The sequence below is a fragment of the Sporichthyaceae bacterium genome (assembly GCA_036493475.1).
Lineage (GTDB): Bacteria > Actinomycetota > Actinomycetes > Sporichthyales > Sporichthyaceae > DASQPJ01.
Window position 1 is genome coordinate 14,289 of the sequence record DASXPS010000019.1, and the last position, 14,945, is coordinate 29,233.

The 14,945-nt window shown below is 70.7% G+C and carries 13 protein-coding genes and 1 tRNA gene; 3 read left to right on the forward strand and 11 right to left on the reverse strand.

Annotation, left to right across the window (positions count from 1 at the left end):
- Nucleotides 1-9 precede the first annotated feature (9 nt).
- Complete coding sequence (locus VGJ14_02080) at nucleotides 10-660, forward strand: DUF642 domain-containing protein (protein ID HEY2831187.1); 651 nt, start codon at nucleotides 10-12, stop codon at nucleotides 658-660.
- Between the two features lie 9 nt (nucleotides 661-669).
- Here the strand turns inward: VGJ14_02080 and rho are convergent, their stop codons facing one another.
- The 7 genes from rho to VGJ14_02115 form a co-directional block, all read right to left on the reverse strand.
- Entirely contained in the window at nucleotides 670-2,571 is a 1,902-nt protein-coding gene (gene rho, locus VGJ14_02085) for a transcription termination factor Rho (protein ID HEY2831188.1), read from the reverse strand.
- Nucleotides 2,572-2,765: 194 nt separating this feature from the next.
- Nucleotides 2,766-3,638, reverse strand: coding sequence for a homoserine kinase (gene thrB, locus VGJ14_02090; protein ID HEY2831189.1), 873 nt, complete (start codon nucleotides 3,636-3,638; stop codon nucleotides 2,766-2,768).
- Nucleotides 3,639-3,678: 40 nt separating this feature from the next.
- On the reverse strand, nucleotides 3,679-4,761 hold the full coding sequence (gene thrC, locus VGJ14_02095) for a threonine synthase (protein ID HEY2831190.1): 1,083 nt from the start codon (nucleotides 4,759-4,761) through the stop codon (nucleotides 3,679-3,681).
- Entirely contained in the window at nucleotides 4,758-6,053 is a 1,296-nt protein-coding gene (locus tag VGJ14_02100; GenBank protein ID HEY2831191.1) for a homoserine dehydrogenase, read from the reverse strand. The genes thrC and VGJ14_02100 overlap by 4 nt, the downstream gene beginning before the upstream one ends.
- A 52-nt stretch (nucleotides 6,054-6,105) precedes the next feature.
- Entirely contained in the window at nucleotides 6,106-7,509 is a 1,404-nt protein-coding gene (lysA, locus tag VGJ14_02105) for a diaminopimelate decarboxylase (GenBank protein HEY2831192.1), read from the reverse strand.
- 72 nt (nucleotides 7,510-7,581) lie between these two features.
- A complete protein-coding gene (gene argS, locus VGJ14_02110) occupies nucleotides 7,582-9,243 on the reverse strand; it encodes an arginine--tRNA ligase (protein HEY2831193.1) in 1,662 nt (553 codons plus the stop codon).
- 42 nt (nucleotides 9,244-9,285) lie between these two features.
- Entirely contained in the window at nucleotides 9,286-9,669 is a 384-nt protein-coding gene (locus tag VGJ14_02115) for a response regulator (protein HEY2831194.1), read from the reverse strand.
- Nucleotides 9,670-9,762: 93 nt separating this feature from the next.
- Here VGJ14_02115 and VGJ14_02120 point away from each other — a divergent pair.
- Nucleotides 9,763-9,834 (forward strand) — tRNA-Arg (locus tag VGJ14_02120).
- A gap of 9 nt (nucleotides 9,835-9,843) precedes the next feature.
- Here VGJ14_02120 and VGJ14_02125 read toward each other — a convergent pair.
- On the reverse strand, nucleotides 9,844-10,407 hold the full coding sequence (locus tag VGJ14_02125) for a hypothetical protein (protein ID HEY2831195.1): 564 nt from the start codon (nucleotides 10,405-10,407) through the stop codon (nucleotides 9,844-9,846).
- A gap of 41 nt (nucleotides 10,408-10,448) precedes the next feature.
- Between VGJ14_02125 and VGJ14_02130 the strand changes: the two genes are divergently transcribed.
- A complete protein-coding gene (locus VGJ14_02130; GenBank protein HEY2831196.1) occupies nucleotides 10,449-11,138 on the forward strand; it encodes a DsbA family oxidoreductase in 690 nt (229 codons plus the stop codon).
- On the opposite strand, the gene VGJ14_02135 is transcribed toward VGJ14_02130, so the two are convergent.
- From VGJ14_02135 to VGJ14_02145, 3 genes are read right to left on the reverse strand one after another with little or no spacing between them, the layout of a single operon-like run.
- Entirely contained in the window at nucleotides 11,086-12,045 is a 960-nt protein-coding gene (locus VGJ14_02135; GenBank protein ID HEY2831197.1) for a pirin family protein, read from the reverse strand. The genes VGJ14_02130 and VGJ14_02135 overlap by 53 nt on opposite strands.
- 10 nt (nucleotides 12,046-12,055) lie before the next feature.
- Entirely contained in the window at nucleotides 12,056-13,255 is a 1,200-nt protein-coding gene (locus tag VGJ14_02140) for an MFS transporter (protein ID HEY2831198.1), read from the reverse strand.
- Nucleotides 13,252-14,826, reverse strand: coding sequence for a hypothetical protein (locus tag VGJ14_02145; GenBank protein ID HEY2831199.1), 1,575 nt, complete (start codon nucleotides 14,824-14,826; stop codon nucleotides 13,252-13,254). The genes VGJ14_02140 and VGJ14_02145 overlap by 4 nt, the downstream gene beginning before the upstream one ends.
- Nucleotides 14,827-14,945: the final 119 nt, after the last annotated feature.

A 14,945-nucleotide genomic window follows, 5' to 3' on the forward strand; every position in this document is an offset into this window, starting at 1 on the left:
GGCCCCGCGATGGCCGACGGCAACGACCCCTCGGTACGCGGCCCCCGAAAGCCCGTTGCCGCTGCCCCGGTGAAGCCCGCGCAACCGGCGGCGCAGCCTGCGGACGCGGCGGCACCGGACTCGGTGGACTCCGGTCAGGCAGTGATGATCGCGCAACTACCGGCGCCCGAGGAGATGCTGCCCAACCTGGTGCGCAACGGCAGCTTCGAGGACCCCAACTCCCCCCGCTCCGGGTTCGTCGGCACGTTCGCGTCGATTCCCGGCTGGACGGAGACCACCGGCCGCGGCATCGAGATCCAGAACCGACTGTTCCCGCCGCCGCCCAACGGCGGTTCGCAGTACGCGGAGATGGCCTCGGACGGTCCGTCGAGCTTCTATCAGGACGTGCCCACCCAGCCCGGCGTGCACTACCGGCTGACCTTCCGCTACAGCCCGCACCCCAACACCGCGGCGAGCGTGAACCCGTTCGACGTGACCTTCGGGCAGAACACCATGTCGGTCGCGCCCGCCGCCTCGTCCGACGTGGACTGGAAGACCACCGTGCTGGAGATCACCGCGGAGGGGCCGACCACGCGGTTGACCTTCACCGACTCCGCGGCCGACACCGACCACGGGCTGGGCGCGTTTCTCGACATGATCGAGGTGCGCCGGATCAACTGAGCCGACGCACTACTCGTCGGCCGCGAGCCCCTCGGCCCCCGGCGTGGTCTTCTGCACCTGCATCAGGAACTCGATGTTGGACTTTGACTTGCGCAGCCGGTCCAACAACAGCTCGAGGGCCTGCTGGTCGTCCAGGGCGGCCATCACCCGACGCAACTTCCAGACGATGGCCAACTCCTCGCGGGACATGAGGATCTCCTCCTTGCGGGTGCCGGACGCGTCCACGTCCACCGCGGGGAAGATCCGCTTGTCGGCGAGCTTGCGATCGAGCTTGAGCTCCATGTTGCCGGTGCCCTTGAACTCCTCGAAGATCACCTCGTCCATCCGCGAGCCGGTCTCGACCAGCGCGGTGGCCAGGATGGTCAGCGAACCGCCGCCCTCGATGTTGCGGGCGGCGCCGAAGAAGCGCTTGGGCGGGTAGAGCGCGGTGGAATCCACACCACCGGACAGGATGCGACCGGACGCCGGGGCGGCCAGGTTGTACGCGCGGCCCAGTCGGGTGATCGAGTCCAGCAGGACGACCACGTCGTGGCCGAGTTCCACCAAGCGCTTGGCGCGTTCGATGGACAGCTCGGCGACCGTGGTGTGGTCCTCGGCGGGCCGGTCGAAGGTGGAGGCAATGACCTCGCCCTTCACCGAGCGCTGCATGTCGGTGACCTCTTCGGGGCGCTCGTCGACGAGCACGACCATGAGGTGCGCCTCGGGGTTGTTCCGGGTGATCGCGTTGGCGATCGCCTGCAGCACCATGGTCTTGCCGGCCTTGGGCGGAGAAACGATCAGCCCACGCTGGCCCTTGCCGATGGGACAGACCAGGTCGATGAGCCGGGTGGTCAGTGAGCTTGCATCGTGCTCCAGGCGCAGTCGCTCCTGCGGATAGAGCGGCGTCAGCTTGCCGAACTCCACGCGATCGCGGGTCTTGTCCGGCTCCATGCCGTTGACCGAATCCAGCCGGACCAGCGCATTGAACTTCTCCCGCCGCTCCCCCTCGCGGGGGGCGCGGATCGCCCCGGTGATCGCGTCGCCCTTGCGCAACGCGGACTTGCGGACCTGGGCCAACGACACATACACGTCGTTGGGCCCGGGCAGGTAGCCGCTGGTCCGCACGAAGGCGTAATTCTCGAGGATGTCGAGGATCCCGGCGACCGGGATGAGCACGTCGTCCTCGGAGATCTCCGGCTCGCCGGTGTCGTATCCGCCGGGGCCGCGGCTGCCCGGCCGGTTGCGGTTGCGGTCGCGATAGCGACCGCGGCGGCGTCGCCGACCGGAACCGTCGTCATCGTCATCGTCGACACCGCGCGGCCCGGTGTCGGCGGCCGGCCGGTTGTCGTGCTGGCGGTTGTCCGGACGGGAGCGGTCACTGCGATCGGGGCGGTCGAGGCGGTCACCGCGATCAGGGCGGTCGAGGCGGTCGCCGCGATCAGGGCGGTCAGGGCGGTCGGGGCGATCGGGGCGCTGGCGATCCCGCTGCCGCTCCCGGCGCTCGCCGCGATCACGCTGCTCGCCGGTACCCGCCTCGCCGGGTTCACCGGCGGGAGCCGAACGCGGGGCCGGCTCGGTGGCCGGTTGGTCGTTGTCAGCAGCGACGGGCGGCGCGGATTCGGTTCGGCTCTTGGCGGGTTCGGCGCGGGTCGGCGCGCGCTGCGACCGGGACGCGGCGGGCCGTTCGGCCGGCGCCGCAGGAGTTGATTGCTTGTCCTTGATGGCCTCGACGAGTTGGGCCTTGCGCATGCGCCCGGTGCCGGTGATGCCGAGGCCGGAGGCCATCGACTGCAAATCGGCGAGCATCATGCCCTGCAATCCGTCGGCCTTGCGTCGCCGGGTCGACCCGCCGCTGTCCGCACCCGCTTCGGGGTCGGCGGACGAGCCGGCGGAGTCGGAGCGAGCCTCGACCAGTTCGGAGGTGTTACTCACGTGGTGTGTGTCCTTTCGCGACCGCTCCGGAGAAATTCGGACGCAGCCGGTGGGAAAACGCCCATACGAAGGGCAGTTCCAGAGGAGATTGCACGGCAAGCGCCTAGGGACGGCGCGCCCGGTGCGCTATCACGATAACACCCCTCCCGCGGCACCCACATCGGGACGCTGCGTGTCGTCAGACAGTGCCGACTTCAAGACGTGACGCGCACGGTGGCGCCGACGGGGTCCACCGCCAGGCGTTCCACCCGCCAACCGGGGCCCGCAGCGGCACCTACCCGGTAGAGATCGGCCTTACCGGCCAGCGCGAGCACCGTCGGCCCGGCGCCGGAGATGGTCGCGGCCACCCCCTGTGCCCGCAGCGACTCCATCAACTGCAGGCTCAGCGGCATGGCCGGGCGCCGATATTGCTGATGCAGCCGGTCCTCGGTGGCGGCGAGCAGCAGCGAGGGATCGGAGGTCATCGCAGCCACCAACAACCCCGCGCGCGCGGCATTCGCGGCGGCGTCGGCGTGCGGCACCGTCGCCGGCAGCAGGCCGCGGGCGCGCACGGTGGCCAGTTCGGTGGACGGGATGAACACCACCGGCAGAATCCGCTCGTCCGGCGTACGGCTGATCACCCGCGGGCCGTCGGCCGCTGTCCAGGCCACCGTGAAACCGCCGCGCAGACAGGCGGCAACGTTGTCCGGATGGCCCTCCAATTCGCAGGCCAACCCCAGCAGCCCGTCCTCGTCGAGCAGTTTCTCGGCGCCGTCCACCAACCCACGCGCGGCGCTGATGCCCGCCACGATGGCCGCCGAGGACGAACCCAGCCCGCGCCGGTGCGGAATGCGATTCGTGCACGAAACCTGCAGCCCGACGTGGCCCACGCCGAGCCGGTCCAGGCAGGCGCGGGCCGAGCGCACCAGCAGGTGCGACTCGTCGCGCGGCAGGGTGTCCGCACCCTCGCCGGTGATCTCGATGGCGACGCCGAACTCCATGGTGCGCACGGTGACGTCGTCGTAGAGGCCCAGCGCCAACCCAAAGGAGTCGAAGCCCGGACCGAGGTTCGCGCTGGTGGCGGGCACCCGCACCGACACCGCGCCCGCACGCAGGTTTGTCGACAAGTCAGGCCAGGCCGAGCTGAGCGGCGGCGACGGCCGCGTCGATCGGAACGGTGACCGGCTTGGGCGCTCCGGCGATGGCCCATTCCGGGTCCTTCAGGCCGTTCCCGGTCACGGTGCACACCACCTGCAGCCCCGCGGACAGCCAGTCGTTCTCCCGGGCGAGCAGCAGACCGGCCACGCTGGAGGCCGAGGATGGCTCCACGAACACGCCCTCCTTGCCGGCCAACAATCGATACGCCGCAAGAATCTGACGGTCAGTCACAGCTTCGATGCGACCGCCGGACTCCTCCCGCGCGGCCACCGCCTGGTCCCAGGACGCAGGGTTGCCGATACGGATTGCGGTGGCAATCGTTTGCGGGCTTTTCACCGGCGCGCCATTCACGATGGGCGCGGCCCCGGCGGCCTGGAAGCCGAACATGCGCGGACATCGGGTGGCCGGACCGTCCGCGTGGTACTCGGTGTAGCCCTTCCAGTAGGCGGTGATGTTGCCCGCGTTGCCCACCGGCAGGCAGTGCACCAGTGGGGCATCGCCGAGCGCGTCGACGATTTCGAACGCCGCGGTCTTCTGCCCCTCGATCCGATACGGGTTCACCGAGTTCACCAACGCCACCGGATAGGCCTCGGACAGCCCGCGGGCCAACTCCAGGCAGTCGTCGAAGTTGCCGTCCACCTGCAGGATGCGCGAGCCGTGCACCAGGGCCTGGCTCATCTTGCCCAGCGCGATCTTGCCCTGCGGCACCAGCACCGCGCAGACCATGCCGGCGCGCACTGCGTAGGCCGCCGCGGATGCCGAGGTGTTGCCGGTGGAGGCGCAGATCACCGCGCGCGCACCCTCCTGCGCGGCGCGGGAGATCGCCATGGTCATGCCGCGGTCCTTGAACGACCCGGTGGGGTTGGCACCCTCGACCTTCAGCCACACCTCGCACCCGGTCATCTCCGAGATCACCGGTGCGGGCACCAACGGCGTGCCGCCCTCGCGCAGCGTCACCACCGGGGTGGTCGCGTCCACCGGGAGCCGATCGCGGTACTCCTCGATCACCCCGCGCCATTGGTGTGTGCCCACGCGCGGCGTCACGGTCCTCATCTGGACTGCTCCGCTCCCTCGACCCGCATGACACTGCCAACGCTGCGCACCACGTCGGTGCGGCGCAGTTCTTCCACGGTCGATGCCAGCGCGGCGTCACTGGCCCGGTGGGTGACGATGACCAGCGTGGCGTCGTCCGCGTGGCCCTCCTGACGGACCGTCTGGATCGACACGCCGTGCTCGGCGAACACGGTGGCCACGCCCGCGAGCACACCGGGCTTCTCGGCCACGTCGAGACTGATGTGGTAGCGGGTGAGGTTGTCCCCCATCGGCCGCACCGGCAGTTGCGCATAGGCCGACTCCCCCGGCCCGCGCCCACCGACCACCCGGTGCCGGGCCACCGCAACCAGGTCGCCGAGCACCGCACTGGCGGTCGGCGCACCACCGGCACCACGGCCGTAGAACATCACCGGGCCGGCCGCGTCGGCCTCCACGAACACCGCGTTGAACGCATCGCCCACGCCGGCCAACGGGTGGCTGCGCGGGATCATCGCCGGGTGCACCCGCACGCCGATCCGCGACTCGTCCTCGGACAATTCACAGATGGCCAGCAACTTGATCACGCTGTCCATGTCGCGGGCCCGGGCCACGTCCGCGGCACTCACGTCGGTGATGCCCTCGCGATGCACATCGGCCGCGGTGACCCGGCTGTGGAAGGCCAGCGAGGCGAGGATCGCGGCCTTGGCCGCGGCGTCGAATCCCTCCACGTCCGCACTCGGGTCGGCCTCGGCGTAGCCCAACGCGGTGGCTTCCTCCAGCGCGTCAGTGAACGAGGCGCCGGAGACGTCCATCCGGGACAGGATGAAGTTGGTGGTGCCGTTCACGATGCCCAACACCCGGCGCACCTTGTCGCCCACCAATGACTCGCGCAGCGGGCGCAGCAACGGGATGGCGCCGGCCACCGCGGCCTCGTAGTACAGGTCCACGCCGTGCTTGTCGGCGGCCGCGTACAGCGTGGCGCCGTCCTCGGCGAGCAGCGCCTTGTTCGCGCTGACCACCGAGGCGCCGTGCTCCATCGCGGACAGGATCAGCGTGCGGGCGGGCTCGATGCCGCCGATCACCTCGATGACCACGTCCAGGTCGCGGGTGACCAGCTCGGTGGCGTCGGTGGTGAACAACGCGGGGTCGACGTCGGTGTCGCGGGCCCGGTTGGCGCGGCGCACCGCGATGCCGACCAGCTCGATCTCCGCGCCGACGCGTTGGGCCAGGTCACCGGCGTGCAACTGCAGTTGCCGGACCACTTCGGTGCCGACCACACCGCAGCCGAGTAGGCCCACTCGCACCGGTGCCATCGTGCTCCTCAGATCGTCGTCGGTGGCGTCATTCTTTCACCGACCGTGCCTGTTACCCGACCTCGAGACGCGCCAGGTCGTCGTCGGTTTCCCGCCGAACGATGAGTCGGGCCCCTCCGTCGCGCACCGCGACCACCGGTGGGCGGCCGATCAGGTTGTAGTTAGAAGCCATGGATCGGCAGTAGGCACCGGTGGCGGCCACCGCGACCAGGTCGCCGGCGGCAATGTCCGCGGGCAGCCACAGGTCGCGCACCACGATGTCGCCACTCTCACAGTGCTTGCCCACCAGTCGGGACAGCGCGGGCGGGGCGTCGGAGGCCCGGGAGACCAGCGCGGCGGTGTACTGCGCGTCGTAGAGCGCGGTGCGGATGTTGTCGCTCATCCCGCCGTCCACCGACACGTACACCCGCCCGGCGCCCCGCTCCCCGGTGCCCACGGTCTTTACCGTGCCCACCTCGTAGAGGGTGATGGTGCCCGGCCCGGCGATCGCCCGACCGGGTTCGACGGCCAGTCGCGGCAGGTCCAGCCCGGCCGTCTGGCACTCCCGCTCGACGATCTTGCGCAGCGCGATCGCGGTGGCCGCGACGTCGGCCGGGTCGTCATCGCAGGTGTAGGCGATGCCCAGCCCGCCGCCGAGGTCCAACTCCGGCAATTGCACGCCGTGCTCGTCGCGCACCGCGGCGGCCAGGCCCACCAACCGGTGCGCGGCCACCTCGAATCCGGAGGTGTCGAAGATCTGGGAGCCGATGTGCGAGTGCAGACCGACCAGTTCCAGCGACGGCAGGCCCAGCACCCGGCGCACCGCTTCCGCGGCGTCCCCGCCGGCCAGCGAGAAACCGAACTTCTGGTCCTCGTGCGCGGTGGCGATGAACTCATGGGTGTGCGCCTCCACGCCCACGGTGACCCGGATGAGCACCTTGGCGCGCACGTCGCGACGGGTGGCCGCATCGGCCAGCCGCGCGATCTCGGCGAAGGAGTCGAGCACGATGCGTCCGACCCCGGCCGCCACCGCCGCTTCCAGTTCGGCGACGGACTTGTTGTTGCCGTGCATGGCGATCCGGGCCGGCGGGAAGCCCGCGCGCAGCGCCACGGCGAGTTCACCGGCGCTGCACACGTCCAAATTGAGGCCCTCCTCATCCACCCAGCGGGCCACCGCGCCGCACAGGAAGGCCTTGCCCGCGTAGAAGACATCGGCCCCCGCGAACGCGGTCGCGTAGGCCTGCGCACGGGCCCGGAAATCGGCCTCGTCGAGCAGGAACACCGGGGTGCCGTACTGCGCGGCGAGGTCGCGAATATCCAAACCGGCCAGGGAAACCACGCCGTTCTGATCCCGCGTCAGATTTCGCGGCCACACCTGCGGGTCCAGCGCGTTGAGATCAGCCGGGGGGGCGCCCACGCCGTCATGGCCGAGGACCTCGGCATGCCGCGGCCCGGCCGGGTGAGCCGACCTACTCACCGGGTCGCCCCTCCCCCGTTGCGTCCGAAGAAGAGTGTCCGCGCACCCACAGTTCTTCGGACGTAAGGGTGTTCACATCCGCTCCGGGGCGGAGACGCCGAGCATGGCCAGGCCGTTGGAGATCACCGTGCGGGTGGCGTCGTTCAGCCAGAGCCGGGCCAGGTGCAGGTCGGCGACCTCCTCGTCCCCGCGGGGCAGGATGCGGCAGCCGTCGTAGAAGCGGTGGTAGGTGCCCGCCAGGTCCTCCAAATACCGGGCGATGCGGTGCGGTTCGCGCAGCTCGGCGGCGGCGGCCACCACCCGCGGGAACTCCCCCAACGCGCCCAGCAGCAGCGCCTCCCGATCGTCGATGAGCAGGTGTGGGCGGAAGGACTCCGGCGCCGACCAGGTCAACCCGAGTTCGCGGGCGTTGCGGGCCAACGAGGCGGTGCGCGCGGCCACGTACTGCACGTAGTACACCGGGTTCTCCGGTGCGGCGCGGGTGATCTCCTCGACGTCGAGCACCAACTGCGAGTCGGTCGACGCCCGGGCCAGGCTGTACCGCGCCGCGTCCACGCCCACCAGGTCGACCAGTTCGTCGAGGGTGACCACGGTGCCGGCGCGCTTGGACATCTTGAGTTCCTCGCCGCCGCGCATCAGCTTGACCAGCTGACCGATCAGCACCTGCACGGAACGGTCCGGGTCGTCACCCGCGCAGGCCGCCAGTGCCCGCAACCGGCCGATGTAGCCGTGATGGTCGGCACCGAGCAGATACACGCAGGTGTCGAACCCCCGGGAACGCTTGTCCAGGTAGTACGCGGCGTCGGCGGCGAAGTACGTCTTCTCCCCGTCGGCCTTGACCAGCACCCGGTCCTTGTCGTCGCCGAAATCGGTGGTGCGCAACCACACCGCACCCTCGGAGTCGAACACGTGGCCCTGTTCACGCAACGTTGCGATGGCCTCGTCCACCCGCCCGCTGTTGTGCAGGCCACGCTCGGAGAACCACACGTCGAAGTACACCCGGAAGCGCTCCAGGCTGGCCGCGATATCGGCGAGCATCAACCGGTAGCCGCGCTCCAACAGTTCGGGCAGCGCGTCGGCCTCCGCCATCTCGGCCAGCTGCGGAGCAGCCTGCAGGATGCGCGCGGTGACCTCGGCGATGTAGTCCCCGCCGTAGCCGTCCTCCGGCGCGGGCAACCCGCGAGCGGCCGCGTACAGCGACTGGGCGAACTTCTGCATCTGCACGCCGGCGTCGTTGATGTAGTACTCGCTGACCACGTCCGCGCCCGCCGCCTCCAGGACCCGGCGCAGGCTGTCACCGACGGCGGCCCACCGGGTGTGCCCCAGGTGCACCGGGCCGGTCGGGTTGGCCGAGACGTATTCCAGGTTGATCCGCTGCTTGCGCAGCGATTCGCTACGGCCGTAGGCCGGGCCGCCGGCCACGATCGTCAGCGCCAGTCGACCGGCGGTCTCGGAGTCCAGGGAGATGTTAAGGAAGCCCGGACCGGCCACCTCCACCGCGCGCACGCCGCCCGCGGCCCGCAGATGCCGGGCCACGATCTCGGCCAGCTCCCGGGGCGGCATACCGGCCGCCTTCGCCAGCTGCATGGCCACGTTGCTCGCGTAGTCGCCGTGGTCGCGTCGCTTGGAACGTTCCAGGTGGATCTCCCGGGGCACGTCGACGTCGAGTTCGCCGGCCTGGACCGCGGTGTAGACGGCGATCTGGACAGCATCGGCGAGTTCGGCGGGCGTCACGCGGGCAAGACTAGTGCGCGCGCGCACCGCACCCGACGCTCATTACGGGGGGCCCGCGCGCAGAGCTCCCCGCACCACGGCCACCAGTTCCGCGGGCTCGAACGGCTTGTTGAGCACCGCGCTCACCCCGATCTTCTCGGCCAACTCCCGGTCCTCGGCGGTGAGCACCGCGCTGATCAGCACCACCGGCAACGCGTCCAGGCCGTCGGTGGCGCGCAACTGCGCGGCAGCCGCCAATCCGTCCAACACCGGCATGGCCAGATCCAGCGTGATCACGTCCGGCGGGTCGGCCAGCACATCGGCCAGCGCCGCCCAACCGTCGCACGCCGTGCGCACCACAAACCCGTCCAGCTCCAGGTTCAACGCGATCAACCGACGCACCGATGGGTCGTCGTCGACCACCAGCACCCGGGCACCCTGCGACATGACCGGAGGCTAGCCGGGCGGATCGCCCGATTTGCGGCACTTTGCCCAACTGCGGCGAGTCTGCGGGCCTTGGTAAGGTCAGCGTCGCCCCGAGCCCCCGTAGCTCAGGGGATAGAGCGTCGCCCTCCGGAGGCGGAAGCGCAGGTTCGAATCCTGCCGGGGGCGCCGCCCCAGCTACTGCGCAGGACCGTCGCCACAGAGGTTGTGGTGGCTCTTGGCGTACTCCGGGTCAGCCTTCGGTCCCCAGCACATGGCGTAATACGGGTTGGTCGGCTTCTCGTAGCGCTTGACCACATGAGAGTTGCCGTTCTGGTCGCACTGGACGACATAGTTGAAATCCTGCCCGCCGGCCACCTGATCGCCGTCCATGGGCGCCGTCTCCCCTTCCTGAATGTGCTTGCCCTGGATGTCACAACCACCACTTTCGGACGGCTGGGGCGTGGTGCTCGGCCGAGGGGTGGGCTCGGTGGTCGGCTCGGGTGACCTGCTGGGCCTCGGTGACTTGCTTGGCCTGGGTGTGCCCGGCTTGGGTGTGCCCGTTTCGGCCGCGGCGGTGGGCTCCGTGCTCGGCGCCCCGGTCGCCTCCGCGCTCGGCTCGGCTGTCGGCGCGGCTGCGGGCGTCGCAGTACTGATCGTGGTCACCACCGAGGTGGCGGGTGCGGAACCGTGGCACCCACCCAGCGCGAGTAGGGCGGCGACGCCCATGATGACGGAACCATTGATCCCGCGGGTGCGCACGCAGGCAGTATGGACCGCAGTTGCATCTCGGAGGTGTGCTGGTGCGGGTTGAGGTCTGGGCCGACATCGTCTGCCCATGGTGCGGCATCGGCCACCACCGCCTGCACCAGGCGCTCGACCGCTTTGAGCACGCGGATGAGGTCGAGGTGCGCTACCGCTCCTTCCAGCTGGACAAGCACGCCCCGGCGGAGACCAAGCGGGTTCGGGACCATCTGAAGGGCAAGTACGGGCTGGACGACGCGGCCGTGGACGTCATGCTGGACCGGATCGAGCGGACAGCGGCCGCCGACGGCCTGGTGCCCTACCGGCTACGCGACAACCTGCGGGGCAACAGCGGGCTGGCCCACGAGCTGTGCGCGTTCGCGACCGCCCGCGGACTGGGTCCCGCGGCCTGGGCCCGGATGTATCGGGCGTACTTCGGCGAGGCCCGGTCCATCTACGACATCGACAGCCTGATCCCGCTGGGGGTGGACATCGGGCTGGACCCCGCGGAGTTGCGCACGGCGCTGGCCGAGCGGCGCTACCGGTCGGCGGTGGACGACGACGACTCTGCCGCGCACGCCCGCGGTGTGCAGGGGGTGCCGTTCCACGTCTTCGCCGGTCACTACGTGCTGCCCGGCGCGGACACCGTCGAGACCGTGCTGCACGGCCTGCGGCTGGGCTGGGAGCACGCCCGGGCTACCCCCGCGGGCGCAACCGAACGTTCGGCATCGGCGGCGCGCCGAGGGTGAACGACCAGGCCTCCGGCAGGGTCCCGAAACGCCGGCCGCCGCCCGCCGCGCGTTCGCGTTCCCAGTCGGCGCGGAACTCGACGATCTCGGAGTGGCTGCGGCCGAGGAAGTTCCACCACATCACGACCTGCTCGCCCAACGGTTCGCCACCCAGCAGCAGGATCCGGGTCGGCTCGTCGGCGGCCAACCGCACCCGGCGCGCGCCGGGCGGGCAGTAAACCAGGTCCTCGGACTTCGCGGATTGCCCGTTCACGGTCACCGCGCCGGCGTCCACCAGCACGCCGTGCTCGAACTCCGCGGGCACCGCGAGCTCCAGCACGTGGCCCTGACGCAGCGTCAGTTCCGCGCCCAGCAGCGGAGAATGTGCCTGGACCGGGGAGACCGTTCCGCCCAGCTCCCCGAGGAACACCAGCGTGCGCGCACCGTCGAGGTCGACCGGGTCCGGTGCGTGGTGCACGAAGCCCGGTTCGACGAAGCGATCCGCTTCCGGTAGCGCCAGCCACAACTGGGCACCGTGCAGCACCTCGGTGTCCGGGGTGGAGAACTCCGAGTGCGCGATGCCGCGCCCGGCGGTCATCAGGTTCAACTCCCCCGGTCGCACCAGCGCGTGCACCCCGGTGGTGTCCCGGTGCTCCACGGTGCCATCGAACAACCAGGAGACGGTGGACAACCCGGTGTGCGGGTGACCCGGTACCTGCATGCCGCCACTGTCCGCGACCCGATCCGGGCCGTAGTGATCGAGGAAGCACCAGGCCCCGATCAGCGACTTCTCGCGTTGCGGCAGGGTGCGCCGCACGGTCATCGCCCGGGGGCCGCCCAACGGCACCTGACGTGGCGTCAGCACGCATGGTCCCGCGACGGGGCAGGCGTCGCCGTCCACGAACGGGTCGGCCTTGGTGTTGCTCACGCGGCCCAGCCTAAGCAGCGATCGCCGAGCGCTCCCAGCGCGCCCCGTTCGTCGCCAGCACGATGGCCGCGACGGCGGCCACCACGCCGGAGAACACCAACGGCCCGCGCCCGTTGTGATGCCAGGCCAGTCCCGCGACCACCCCGGCGATCAACACGCCGGCGCCGGTCACCGCCTGGTAAAGGCCCTGCGCCGCGCCCTGCCGGTCCGGCGGCGCGAGCGCGGCCACCCAGGCCTTGCCCACCCCGTCGGTGCACGCGGCGAACAGCCCGTAGATCGGCAGCAGCAGGAATATCCAGGCCTTCTCGTGCACCAACCCGAGACCCACGTAGCCGACGGCAAAGCAGGCCAACCCGATCGCGAACACCAGGTGCCGCGGCAGCCGATCGGACAGCGCCCCGGCGGGATAGGCGGCCAACGCGTAGACGGCGTTGTAGAGGATGTACACCCCGATCACCCCGGCGGTGGACACCCCCAGGTTGTGCGCGCGCAGCAGCAACAGCGCGTCCGGGAAGTTCACCAGCGAGAACACCCCGAGCACGATCAGCAGCGACCGCAACTGCGGCGGCAGGCCCTTGGCCGACACCACCGGTCGCGCGACCGTTCCGGCCGCGGCCGCCCGCGGGGGCTCGTGCACCCAGCGGACCAGCAGCACCGAGCCCACGGCGGGCACCAACGCCACCCACAGCAGCGGTCGGATGTGGTGGCCGAACGCCTCATAGAGCCCCAGCCCAACGGCCGGACCGAGCACGGCACCGGCGGTGTCCGCCGCGCGGTGGAACCCGAAGATGTGTCCGCGGGCGGCGGGGTCCGCGTCCACCATGAGCAGCGCGTCGCGCGGGGCACCGCGGATGCCCTTGCCGATGCGGTCCACCGCTCGCCCGGCCAGCACCACCGGCCACACCGCGGCGAGGGCGACCAACAACTTGCCGACCCCGGCCAGCCCGTAGCCCACCGCGATCAGCGGCCGGCGCGCCCGGCGGTCGGCCAGCCATCCGCTGTACATCTTGAGGATCGAGGCGAGCCCCTCGGCGAGCCCTTCCACCAGCCCCACCACCGCGGCGGGTGCGCCGAGGGTGACGGTCAGGAAGATCGGCAGGACCGGGTACAGCATTTCGCTGGCGGCGTCCTGCAGCAGGCTGACCCCGGACAGCACCCGCAGATTGCGGGTCAGCCAGCTTCGGCCGGCCGTTCCCGCCGGCGTGCTCACGCGCCTGCGCCGGTCTCTTCGTGGTGGCGCAGATGTCCACCCACGTGACCGACCACAATGCGTCGGGCGGCAGCGTCGAACCACCAGTAGATGCGCAGCACCCCGGTCTCCGTCCCGTGCCCGCGGGCGATGTGCGGGCCCAGGGTGATCTCCTGGCCCTCGAACGACCGACGGTAGGCCGCGACGTAAGGAAGCTGCGCAGTGTGCAGGTCGGCGTGGTAACCGCTGCACCGCTGCACGAACGCCTCGTGCGGGCCGTCGGGCAGCTCACCGGAGATCCAGTCATCGCCGATCTGCTCGATCAGCAGGAGGTTGGCCAGCACGCGCTCGGGGTCCTCGTACTTGCTGACCGCGGCGGAGGCGAAGACCTCCTCCAGAATCACCAGGTGCGGGCAGCGCTGCCGAGCCATGCGTACCGCGTCCAGCACCGAGCCCGGGGTCAACTCCTCCGCCGGGGCCTGGACCGCCGTCGGGGTCAGTGGGCGGTCCGGGGCGAGCACCGTGGCCAGGTCGGCCGACCGCACCCCGCCCTCGGGATCCAACTCGCCGCGCAACGCCTCGGCCTGCGCTCGGGCCTCCACCAGCTCGTCCTCCAACAGCGCGATGCGCCGCTGTTGACGTTCGTGGTCCGCGGACAGCGCCGCCCACGCATCGTGGTCCACGTTGACCAGGCCGGCGGGCTCGACGGGTGCCGCGTGGAGCGCCGCGGTGTCCTGCAGGTACTGCTCGCGACGCAGTCGGCGGCGCAGGTTCGGCTCGGCGATGGACAGCGCGGACAGCCGTCCCAGGGTGTCGAACAACTCCGTACCCATGCCCTCCCGACCCAGGTAGGCCAGGCTGCCGCCGACGAAGGCGCGGTGGAAGTACGGGTCGTCGCCGACCGCGAAACCCGGCCAGTACATGCGCACCGCGCCGGAGTAACAGGACAACGTCTTACCGATGGCATCGGTGACCGCATAACTGGACGGCAGGTCGATTTCCACGACGTGGGCCAGGCCGAGCAACCGATCAGCAGCACGGGCGCGGTCCAGGAACGGCTCGCCCTCGGCGTCGTGCGCGATGGCCAACACCGGCAGCCGCCGGTCCCGGCTGGTCAGGAACTTCACGTAGCCGGGCACCTGCGCAACGGTGAGCACCCATGGTTCGCCGACCCGGCGTCCGTCGACGCGCACGTCGATGCGGTCCACCACGCGGCGCACCACCGGAGGACGGTGCGGGGCGACCTTCGGTCGGGTGACCAGACCCTCCTGCGGGGTGAACAGCGCCAGCCGCACCCGCAGCCAGGCCTGGCCGGACTCCACGCCGATGTCGATGTGCGTACACCAGCGCCAGGTCGGGTCTTCCGAATCGGCTTGGTCGACCTCGAAACCGACCAAGCCACCTGCCTCGCCGAACAGGGTCTCCCACTCGATGACCAGGTCATCGGTTCGGTGAGAGCCGCCGGACAGTGGGGTCGGGGTGATCGCGAACCGGTCCTGCAGCCAGCTGACCACGGCCGCGACGGCCTGGTCGAGAGCCCTGGGGCCGAGTTCGGGGGGCAGCGGCAGGTGGGTCGCGTAGATCGTGAGCATGCCCACCTCCTCGGTCGGCGTCGGGTGCCCCGGCCGTGTTTACGATCATTAACTAGGTGGGCCGCGTGACGATTTTGCCACGTCGGGGGGCCGGTGGCTCAGTGACGATCGACAGGCGG

Excerpts from the sequence above, each read along its gene's own strand:
- VGJ14_02080 (HEY2831187.1), top strand. The coding sequence starts at position 10 with ATGGCCGACGGCAACGACCCCTCGGTACGCGGCCCCCGAAAGCCCGTT.
- thrC (HEY2831190.1), bottom strand. The coding sequence starts at position 4,761 with ATGAGGACCGTGACGCCGCGCGTGGGCACACACCAATGGCGCGGGGTG.
- VGJ14_02100 (HEY2831191.1), bottom strand. The coding sequence starts at position 6,053 with ATGGCACCGGTGCGAGTGGGCCTACTCGGCTGCGGTGTGGTCGGCACC.
- VGJ14_02115 (HEY2831194.1), bottom strand. The coding sequence starts at position 9,669 with ATGTCGCAGGGTGCCCGGGTGCTGGTGGTCGACGACGACCCATCGGTG.
- VGJ14_02145 (HEY2831199.1), bottom strand. The coding sequence starts at position 14,826 with ATGCTCACGATCTACGCGACCCACCTGCCGCTGCCCCCCGAACTCGGC.